The organism is Mesorhizobium sp. A623, assembly GCF_054489405.1.
In genome coordinates this window covers 1-8,785 of the sequence record NZ_JBTMXB010000069.1, presented here as the reverse complement: position 1 = coordinate 8,785, position 8,785 = coordinate 1, and the positions used below count along the sequence as shown (strand labels likewise).

General features: G+C 59.8%; 11 protein-coding genes. 2 read left to right on the top strand and 9 right to left on the bottom strand.

The window, feature by feature from the left end; translation table 11 throughout:
* Window positions 1-133 precede the first annotated feature (133 nt).
* From ACX3P1_RS27245 to ACX3P1_RS27205, 9 genes are all read right to left on the bottom strand, one after another.
* On the bottom strand, window positions 134-769 hold the full coding sequence (locus ACX3P1_RS27245; protein WP_459082809.1) for an NADPH-dependent F420 reductase: 636 nt from the start codon (window positions 767-769) through the stop codon (window positions 134-136).
* Window positions 770-892: 123 nt separating this feature from the next.
* Entirely contained in the window at window positions 893-1,780 is an 888-nt protein-coding gene (locus ACX3P1_RS27240) for a LysR family transcriptional regulator (RefSeq protein WP_459082807.1), read from the bottom strand.
* A gap of 411 nt (window positions 1,781-2,191) precedes the next feature.
* Window positions 2,192-2,605: a BLUF domain-containing protein gene (locus tag ACX3P1_RS27235; RefSeq protein WP_459082805.1), complete on the bottom strand. Its 414-nt coding sequence runs from the start codon at window positions 2,603-2,605 to the stop codon at window positions 2,192-2,194.
* Between the two features lie 117 nt (window positions 2,606-2,722).
* Complete coding sequence (locus tag ACX3P1_RS27230) at window positions 2,723-2,956, bottom strand: hypothetical protein (protein WP_459082803.1); 234 nt, start codon at window positions 2,954-2,956, stop codon at window positions 2,723-2,725.
* Window positions 2,957-2,962: 6 nt separating this feature from the next.
* On the bottom strand, window positions 2,963-3,130 hold the full coding sequence (locus ACX3P1_RS27225) for a hypothetical protein (protein ID WP_459082801.1): 168 nt from the start codon (window positions 3,128-3,130) through the stop codon (window positions 2,963-2,965).
* A 371-nt stretch (window positions 3,131-3,501) separates the two neighbouring features.
* Entirely contained in the window at window positions 3,502-3,675 is a 174-nt protein-coding gene (locus ACX3P1_RS27220) for a YegP family protein (RefSeq protein ID WP_459082799.1), read from the bottom strand.
* Window positions 3,676-4,075: 400 nt separating this feature from the next.
* Window positions 4,076-4,462: a hypothetical protein gene (locus ACX3P1_RS27215; RefSeq protein ID WP_459082798.1), complete on the bottom strand. Its 387-nt coding sequence runs from the start codon at window positions 4,460-4,462 to the stop codon at window positions 4,076-4,078.
* 556 nt (window positions 4,463-5,018) lie between these two features.
* On the bottom strand, window positions 5,019-5,540 hold the full coding sequence (locus tag ACX3P1_RS27210) for a gluconokinase (protein ID WP_459082796.1): 522 nt from the start codon (window positions 5,538-5,540) through the stop codon (window positions 5,019-5,021).
* Window positions 5,537-6,910 (bottom strand): GntP family permease, encoded by a 1,374-nt coding sequence (locus ACX3P1_RS27205; protein ID WP_459082794.1) that lies wholly within the window; start codon window positions 6,908-6,910, stop codon window positions 5,537-5,539. Before ACX3P1_RS27205 ends, ACX3P1_RS27210 begins: the two co-directional genes overlap by 4 nt.
* 312 nt (window positions 6,911-7,222) lie before the next feature.
* Here ACX3P1_RS27205 and ACX3P1_RS27200 point away from each other — a divergent pair, with 312 nt between their 5' ends.
* The gene (locus tag ACX3P1_RS27200; RefSeq protein WP_459082792.1) at window positions 7,223-8,419 is read left to right on the top strand and encodes a DUF932 domain-containing protein; all 1,197 of its coding nucleotides are present in this window, start codon (window positions 7,223-7,225) and stop codon (window positions 8,417-8,419) included.
* 110 nt (window positions 8,420-8,529) lie between these two features.
* Window positions 8,530-8,785, top strand: a 256-nt coding sequence (locus ACX3P1_RS27195) for an IS630 transposase-related protein (protein ID WP_459082790.1), incomplete at its 3' end; no start/stop codon positions are given.

Sequence of the window (8,785 nt, the reverse complement as noted above, 5' to 3'; positions counted from 1 at the left end):
ACACCAAAGGAATGCGAAAACATGTTCGCACATGCTGGCTATGATACGTAACCGAAATTATTCGGAAAACGCACTAGATTGGCGTTGTTGGTGTTGTTCATGCTCGTGACTCCTGATGGTTGTATTTGGGACGTTAGGCTGCTGCAGTCTGCCAGGTAGGGGCGATGTCGGTGCCGAGCCCGCGCATGTAACCCAATTGGATGTTGAGACCGGCGACCGGCTCCAGATAACGCGCGACACTCAGTCCGCCGACCTGAACCGGAACGAAGCCGGACTTGGCAACGATCGCCTCGACCGCTTGCGTTGCGGCTTCATCATCGCCGGCGATGAAGACGGTGGTGGGCTTGCCGCCAACCTTGCCGCCCGCCTGCAGCACCGAGGCGAAGATGGTGTTGAACGCCTTGACCACCTTGGCCTTGGGCGCAAGCTTCTGGATTTCCTCGCCAGCGCTGGTCGAATGTCCGATGGTCAACCCCGAATAATCGGCAGTCAACGGGTTGGTGATGTCGATGACAATCTTGCCTTCAAGACCGCCTGCCGCCGTGATTGCATCGCCGGCTGCGTCGAACGGCACAGCGAGAATGACAATGTCAGCATTGTCGGTTGCCGACGCGACGTCAGCGCCAGAAACATTGCCGCCCAGTTCACGAGCGGCTTCACTGGCCTTGGCTGCATCGCGCGAACCGAACGTGACCAAATAGCCGGCCTTTGAAAATACACTGGCAAGGCCTTTGGCCATGTTGCCGGTTCCGATGATCGCAATGGTCATGATGATCTCTCCTTGGGCGACGCGATTGATCAGCGCCGATGGCAAGGAGATAGTCGGTTTCCTGTTCAGATATTATCCTGACAGACAGCAGTTGTTTGATTCCATATTGGAATGAATGGTGAGCTACCAGCCTTTGTCCCATTCCGGTCCGTTGCGGTAGTGGGCAATCAGGAAGTCTACGAAGACCCTGACCTTGATGGCCAGATGCCGGCCGGGCGGGTAGAGGGCATAGATGGCGAGCGGCTTAGGTTCGAATTCGCGCAGCAGCGGCACGAGCCGTCCGTCACGGAAGCGGGGGCCGGCTATAAAGCTTGGCGCTCGGGCAATGCCGAGCCCAGCTTCGGCGGCTGTCAGCGCAACGTCGGCATTGGAGAAATGCAATCGGCCGGATATCTCGATGACTGTCTCGCTGCCGTTTTGCTCGCGAAAGGTCCAAAATCTCGGCTCGCGGAAATTCGTGTCGATGATGCAATCGTGGGAAGCCAGATCGGCAGGCACATCAGGTTCCTGATGTTCCCGCAAATAGGCCTCGGATGCACAAACCACAATCCGCGCCTCACATAGGTGGCGGGCTATGAGGCTGGAATCGGCAGGGTTGCCAATGCGGATTGCGACATCGAAGCCTTCGTCCACTAGGCTGACGACCCGGTCCGAGAAACTGACATCGATCTCGATCTGCGGGAACTGCCGCGCGAAATCGACCAGGACCGGGGCCAGTTGCGTCGCACCGAAGGAGATGGGCGCGGTAATCCGCAATCGTCCCCTCGGAGTGCCGGAGACGTTGCGCACGGCATCCTCGACGGCGTCGAAATCAGCGAGCAAAGCCCTCATGCGCTCGAAATAGGCCTGCCCCGCTTCGGTTGCCGCAAGTGCGCGGGTGGTTCGGTTGAGCAAGCGCACCCCGAGCTCCGCTTCCAGCCGCGAAACAAGCTTTGAAGCTTGTCCGGGGCTCGTTCTCAATCGTTCGGCGGCACGGGCGAAGCTGCCCGCCTCCATCACCGCGACAAACATTCTGACGCATTCAAGCCGATCCATGTCGAACTAGTAGCGGCTGATGGTTCACAGTCCAAGTGGGACATGTCTTGTCGGAGGTGTTGCTCCCGATTGAATCGAAGATAGGTGCGCACAGGCCGCATTCGAAGGCCGGTATGGCGGAGTAGACCGCTCAAGTCATGCGCGCCATTGAAGGTGCCGGCAATCGGATTGACGGCCTGACCGAGCGGCTGGACCGTTCATTCGAGATGCCCCCCCGCGATAAGATAAGGCCCGCTGTCTCTTGATTGAGGCGGCGGGCTTTTGTGTTTTCAACTCGGCTTTGGCCTGATCGGGTGATCAAGGTCCGTGATAAATTAGTTCGTCAGCGTGAAGGTTACCATATCGACCATCTGCCTTCGCACCATCCCCCAGTCTTCGAACTAGGATTTACTGATAACTCTGCTCGATCTGCACCACGGTATGATGCCGATCATCTCTTTGGATCAAAGCGATGAATGCATCAACGGCTTCGGTAGGGCCTTCCAGTATTTGGCACACCCGGGCATCTTCAACGGCTAAAACGCCGGTGATGTGGTGTTCTCGATTGAACTCTGCCGCTTTGACGACGAGATCTGAAATCGTGTCGTCGGTCACAAACGGATAGAACGTCGACACGTATGTTAGACGAATTAGATTGGCTTCTACACGGCTACCTCCGTTGTTGCTGTCTCCTACATTCAATGGTGGCGGCGATAATCTGATCGCTTTCCATTTCGCGTGTCGTGCGTACAACTCTCGGCAGAAACAAAGGCAGCGTGCCGCTTGGTCACAATAGGTAGGCCGGCGCTCCCGAAGGAGCATTGCCGAGATGCCAACCCGCGTAGCTAGCCTATACGGTTCGCCGCTATGCCTTGGATCGCATAGGGCAGAGCGATTCGGCTAATGACGACGTGTTGCGCGTGAGCCGGAAAGCCGATCCTACCGCAGCTGCGCTTCAATCACTTCCCGCGCCGCAGCGTAGATCCTGTCGAGTTCGGGGGCCGCCGTTGCCTGGTGCTGCTCAAGCAGATACAGCGCCTGTTTGTAGACCTCGCGGACTTCTTCGTCGGAGATGACGCCCTTTGCGCCCAGCATTCCGATGAGCGAGGCTAGGATTGCGGCCGATGAAAGGTCGCTGGCGGCAATGGTGTCTATGCGCGGATCATCTGTCACGTCGACCTAGCCGGCTCGCCTGGTGCTCTCGCAATCATGTTTCATTCTTGCCATCACGATACGCTTCGACTCGATCCGGTCGGCAGCGGCAAGCAGGATTTCCACCACTTCGGCTTTTGTCCGGCTGGCTGGGTTAGCGGCAACGGCGCGCAGGTCCTCAACGATTGTCGACATTGTCTCTCCTATTCAAGGAGGGCGTTGCAACCGCCTTTCGCCAGTATCCGCAACCAGCCCTCCCTGACCATCTTCCCGACGCAACAATATGGTCGCCCCATAGCCTTAACCGGCTGCGGGATCAGCATTTAGCCCTAATGGGGACTAGCCGTCGTCACCCGCGTCCTGCACAATTGTTGCATTTCCTCGGGGGTTAGGGCCGCGGCGAAAGCAGCATCGGCGCTCAAGATACCCAAGTGGATAGTGCGCCGATCTACAACCATCTGAAAATATAGATCGCCCGCGTGTCCTAATGGATGCGCGGGCTTTTTTGCGTTTCAATACGAAAAGGCCCCAGCTTATACTGGGACTTGCCTGAAAATGAGTTGAGGTTAGCTATTGTCCTCAACCGGCGCACCGGGACCGTTCTTCTTGATGGAATCAATGGCGTTCTGCGCGCTTGCCTTGCTCGAATAGCCCTCCGTCGAGAACATAATTTCGCTGTTGTATTTGAAGCGGACCCGGTACTCGCCGGCCTTGTCTTTATAGATTTCAAACTTATGCATCGTTCATTCCCTGCTATTTTGAAGACTTTATCGATGAGTAGGCTGGGCACGATGGCTCTCGCCACACCATCGCCATTTAGAAAGGCGGGCTGTTGATGAGTCAAGAAGGGCCGCGCCAGTCACCCAACGAAGGTGGGCAGCTACCTAGTGTGGCACGCCTTGGAACACCAATAACAACCGTCTACGTTTGTGTAAAAATTCTTGGCCGCGCGTACGGCGGAGTGGCAATCGGAATGCCAGCCAAGGTCTTGCCTGTTCCACGAAAGCGGCAAATAATTACAAGTCGTGTCATGAACTTCGTGCTCACCTGTCAGTTGAGCCTCTTTGTTTACTAGATAATTCGGCATTATTTCACCCTCCCATTAAACCCATCGCCATCTTGGCAGGGCAAAAAGGGGAGTCAATCGACTCTCGTGTTAACAGGAACATCCACCAGCTTCAGAATCTGCCACCCTTCGGTCGTGATCCTCACCCGATACCCGCCGCCGGCGTCTTCCTCCCATTCCGCCCATCCGCGGAGCCCCATGCGGCGACATACGTCGATCATGTGCGCGGGGATCTCGTTGTAATGTCTGTGTCCGCCTACAAGGAACCGGAGCGCAGCAACCTGCGGCTCCGTTAGTCGGACAACTGGCTTCTTTGAGACGTAGCCATTGGCGCGGACCTGCCGTCCGAGATAGGTCAGCATAATAGCTACGCGGCGACGCGAACCAACCTGCATGTCTGCCATGCCTAGCTTTTGGAGTTCCCGGTAGGCCATGATTTCTCGATAATCCAGCGCGTCCATGCACGCTCCATCCTCCGAGGCCGCGAGACGGTCGACGAAGGATATCTGGGCAGGCGTCAATTTGTAGATGAGGGTGGGTTTGGAGGGCATGGGGTTAGGTCTATTCTTGTCAATCTAGCAGTCGGCGTGCGGCAGTCATGCTTGGACAGCGAGGTAGCCGATGGCCGGTGCGAACCCGTTGATTGGGCGTTGCCGAGACCCGCACCGGCCGACGGTTCGCCCATGACGGTCCGCCGCGCGAGGGATCGTGAGGGATTCGGATCCGGGGGTCAAACAGAAATGGGCCGGCCCGGCCTTGGGATCAATCGTAATCGCGGAATATGCCTGAAAACAGGTCTTCACCGCCGTTATGCAGTCGGATGTGATGCTGCCGAGAAAGCCAGAGTACGTTTAGCGGCTCACTGTAATCGTCATGATGGGCGTCGGTCTGTGGGCTTCCACAAATCTCACAATCCTCTTTGACAAGCTCGCCACTCGCTGCCGATTGACACTCTAACCGCCTCTCTCCTCAGCGCCCGCCTGATTTGTCTTCGGACCTCCTGACCGGGTGGGAGGTTCAACGCGGCCCGATGCCCAGCTCGCGGATTGCAGTTTCGACCTGAGCCTCGACCGTCTGGTCGACATCGACGACAATTCCGTCCTCGTCCGGACCGAGGGGTTCAAGGGTAGCGTACTGTGAGGCGAGGAGGTCGGGCGGGAAGAAGTGACCCTTGCGCGCATCGAGCCGCGCCTGGAGCACCGCACGGTCGCCGTCGAGGTGGAGGAAACGGACCCGCGGCGCACCGGTACGCAGGAGGTCGCGGTAGGCGCGCTTCAGCGACGAGCAGGCGAGAATTGACGAGCGACCGGCCGACTGGTGCTCGCCTATGAAGCCCGCGAGCTTCTCAAGCCACGGCCAGCGATCCGCGTCCTCGAGCGGGATGCCCGCCGACATCTTCTCAATGCTCGCGGGCAGATGGAAACGATCACCTTCGTCGAACGGCCAGCCGAGCCGCGTTGCGATATCGGTGCCGATTGTGCTCTTGCCGCAACCGGAGACGCCCATGACGACGATGTGCTGGAGGTCCGCGACGCTCACAGTAGCCACCATCCGATGAGCGCGAACGCGAAGCCGATACAGCCGAGCAGCGTTTCCATGACGGTCCAGGTCTTGAGGGTGGTCTTCTCGTCCATCTCGAGGAAACGCCCGACCAGCCAGAACCCCGAGTCGTTGACGTGGCTCAGGACGGTCGAGCCGCAGGCGATGGCGATGACGAGGAAGCAGAGGTCGAGCGCGGTCAGCCCCGTCGTAGCCGCGACCGTCGGGGCGAGCAGGCCGGCTGTGGTGGTAAGGGCGACAGTCGCCGAGCCCTGCGCCACCCGGAGCGCGGTAGCGATGACGAAGGCCGCGATGATCAGCGGCAAGCCGAGCGCGTCGAGACTGTCGGCCAACGCCTGGCCGATTCCGCTCGCCCGAAGGACACCCCCGAACATGCCGCCCGCGCCGGTGACGAGGATGATGGCGCAGACCGGGCCAAGGGCGCCGTCCATGATCCCCTCGATTGTGCTGCCGGTATGCTCGCCGCGCAGCAGCCACATCGCGACGATGACGGTGATCAGCAGCGCCACTGGCGTCTGACCAATCATCCTCAGGAGGTTGACCCACGTCGTGCTTCCATCGATCGCACCGGTCGTCGTCAGCGTGCCAAGCCCGGTGTTGAAAAAGATGAGAACGAGCGGCAGGAGGAGAACGAACATCACGGTTCTAAACTCGGGCGGCGGTCCGGCATCCGGCTTGCGCTCGACGAGGAGCAGGCTCGGCACCGGCAGGACGAAGCGTCGTCCCGCCCAGAGGCCGTAGAGGTAGCTGCCAAGATACCAAGTCGGCAGGCCGATCACGAGCGCGACCAGCACGAGAAGGCCGATGTCCGCCCCGAGCAGCTCGCCGGCAGCGACCGGTCCGGGGTGTGGGGGCACGAAGGCGTGCATGACCGCGAAGGCACCCGCAGCCGGTAGGGCGTAAGTGAGCACGGATCCGCCGAGGCGCGCGGCGACAGAGAAGATAATCGGCAACATCACGACGAGGCCCGCGTCGAAGAAGATCGGGAAGCCGAAGAGGAGCGAGGCGATGCCGAGTGCGAAGGGCGCGCGATCTTCGCCGAAGCGATCGATCAGTCGGTCCGCCAGCACCTGAGCGCCGCCTGTCACTTCAAGCAGTCGGCCAATCATCGCGCCAAAACCGACGAGCAGCGCGACCGTGGCGAGCGTGCTGCCGAAGCCCGAGAGGAGTGTGGGCACCACGTCCGCGAAGGGAATGCGGGTGACGAGGGCGGTGATGAGACTGACGAGTACCAGCGCCACGAAGGCGTGCAACTTATAGTGCAGGATCAGCGCCAGCAGGAAAAGGACCGCGGCCACTGCGATCAGCAGAAGCGTGACGGTCCCGTAAGCAGGCTCGATTGCGTCCATAGGTCCCCTCTACTCGCCAGCACCTTGTCGTCGGATGACGCTTCACTATCGCGGGACGTGTAGCGGATGTAAACTCGCCTCAGGCTCCTGGCAGCACTGATCCTGAGAGGCAGGAGCCGCCAATGACAACGGCCTTCGCTCGGCCTGGCCCGCCACGAGGCGGCCGATCGTCAGCTTCGGGCGCGTCCCTGCCGCGGTGTTGGCGCCCCATTCGGCGGCGCTTGGTGCCGACAGAGGGAGAGGCGGATGGTTTTCCGGGGGCGGGCTAATGGCCGGGAGAGAGGCTTCTGGCGTCCGCTACGGAGCAAACCCATGACCCAGATCGAAATTCAATCGCCTGCGCGCAACGCACGTGCCGGCTACAAGATTGACGTCAGCCGCGGTGAGCGTATCGGCCGCGTATCGTCGGAATGGTTCAACAGGCCGGCCGATGAGCGATACCTGTCGCTCACCGATCTGCATAATTCGGTGAAGACTCGGTCGCAACGCAGCCGGACGCGTATTGTCGAGAGTGAAGCCATCCGCGTCGAAGCGAGCCGCGAAAATGCCGAACGGCTGACGCTGATGGTCCCCGGCTCGGACAGGCCAGTCGCCCCGACCCATTGGTCATTCGGACAACTCGCCAGCCTGGTCGGCGCGCCGGCCGCCTATCTGCGGCAGCTCCCGGCATCGCTCGCCGGCATTAATCTGCAATACGGATTGACCTCACACCGGGCCGAGCAGGTCAAAACGTTTGAATTCGAAAACGGCCGCACCGAACTGCGTGCCGTGACCGGCCCTGACTATGGGCGTATCTTCGACCACGAACTCGTCGAGGCCGTGCAGAAGCTCGCCGGCAACGGCACCGGCGATACACGCTGGAAGGTGCCCGGTGTGCTCGACTGGTCGACGGGCATTTACAACCCGAATGTCGATGTCTCGAAGGACACGACAACGCTCTACGCGTCGGACCGCGACGTCTTTCTCTTCCTGGTCGACGACCTGAACCCGATAGAAGCCGGCAAGCTGCCGAATGGTGAACCGGACCTCTTCTTCCGCGGGTTTTATTGTTGGAACTCGGAGGTCGGCGCCCGCACGCTTGGCATCGCCAGCTTTTATCTGCGCGCCGTATGTCAAAACAGAAATTTGTGGGGCGTCGAAGATTTTCAGGAGATCACCATTCGGCACAGCAAGTTCGCGGCCCAGCGCTTCGCCTATGAGGCGGAGCCTGCCCTGATCCAGTTCGCCGATTCCTCTCCCACGCCCTTCGTCAACGGCATCAAGGCGGCGCGAGAGCGTATCGTTGCCCGCGACGATGAAGACCGAACAGCATTCCTGCGCAAGCGCGGCTTTTCGAAGGCTGAGACCGGCAAGATCATCGACACGGTGCTGATGGAAGAAGGCCGGCCGCCTGAATCGATCTTCGATTTCGTGCAAGGGATCACACGGGTTGCGCGCGATAAGCAGCACCAGGATGTACGGCTCGACATGGAGGGTAAGGCAAAGAAGCTCTTCGAACTCGCAGCCTGATCCCGGCGTCACCAGCCTAGAGCGGTTTTTCCTTAATCGGAGTCGCGGGTTTGCATTGACCGGCTTGTTCTGATTCCCTGATCGCAGTGATTTGGGGAAGGAGCATTGGAATGGCGCGATCCTACAGTCTGGATTTACGAAAGCGCGTGGTCGAAGCGATAGAGGCCGGTCTGTCGACGCGGGAGGCCGCGCGCCGGTTCTCGATTGGGATTTCGACGTCTGGCGCGTGGTATCGGACTTGGTGTTCGAGCGGCAGCCTGGAACCTGGCCGGCAGGGAAAGCCGAGAATCTCGAAGCTGGACGCGCACGAGACGTTTATTCTCGACTTGGTGGATACCGATGATCGGGACATCACGCTTGCTGAGA

What these genes read in the sequence shown, in the direction of transcription:
- ACX3P1_RS27235 (WP_459082805.1), bottom strand. Translation starts at nt 2,605, where the DNA reads ATGCTCCTTCGGGAGCGCCGGCCTACCTATTGTGACCAAGCGGCACGC.
- ACX3P1_RS27205 (WP_459082794.1), bottom strand. Translation starts at nt 6,910, where the DNA reads ATGGACGCAATCGAGCCTGCTTACGGGACCGTCACGCTTCTGCTGATC.
- ACX3P1_RS27245 (WP_459082809.1), bottom strand. Translation starts at nt 769, where the DNA reads ATGACCATTGCGATCATCGGAACCGGCAACATGGCCAAAGGCCTTGCC.
- ACX3P1_RS27225 (WP_459082801.1), bottom strand. Translation starts at nt 3,130, where the DNA reads ATGTCGACAATCGTTGAGGACCTGCGCGCCGTTGCCGCTAACCCAGCC.
- ACX3P1_RS27200 (WP_459082792.1), top strand. Translation starts at nt 7,223, where the DNA reads ATGACCCAGATCGAAATTCAATCGCCTGCGCGCAACGCACGTGCCGGC.
- ACX3P1_RS27240 (WP_459082807.1), bottom strand. Translation starts at nt 1,780, where the DNA reads ATGTTTGTCGCGGTGATGGAGGCGGGCAGCTTCGCCCGTGCCGCCGAA.
- ACX3P1_RS27220 (WP_459082799.1), bottom strand. Translation starts at nt 3,675, where the DNA reads ATGCATAAGTTTGAAATCTATAAAGACAAGGCCGGCGAGTACCGGGTC.
- ACX3P1_RS27215 (WP_459082798.1), bottom strand. Translation starts at nt 4,462, where the DNA reads ATGGACGCGCTGGATTATCGAGAAATCATGGCCTACCGGGAACTCCAA.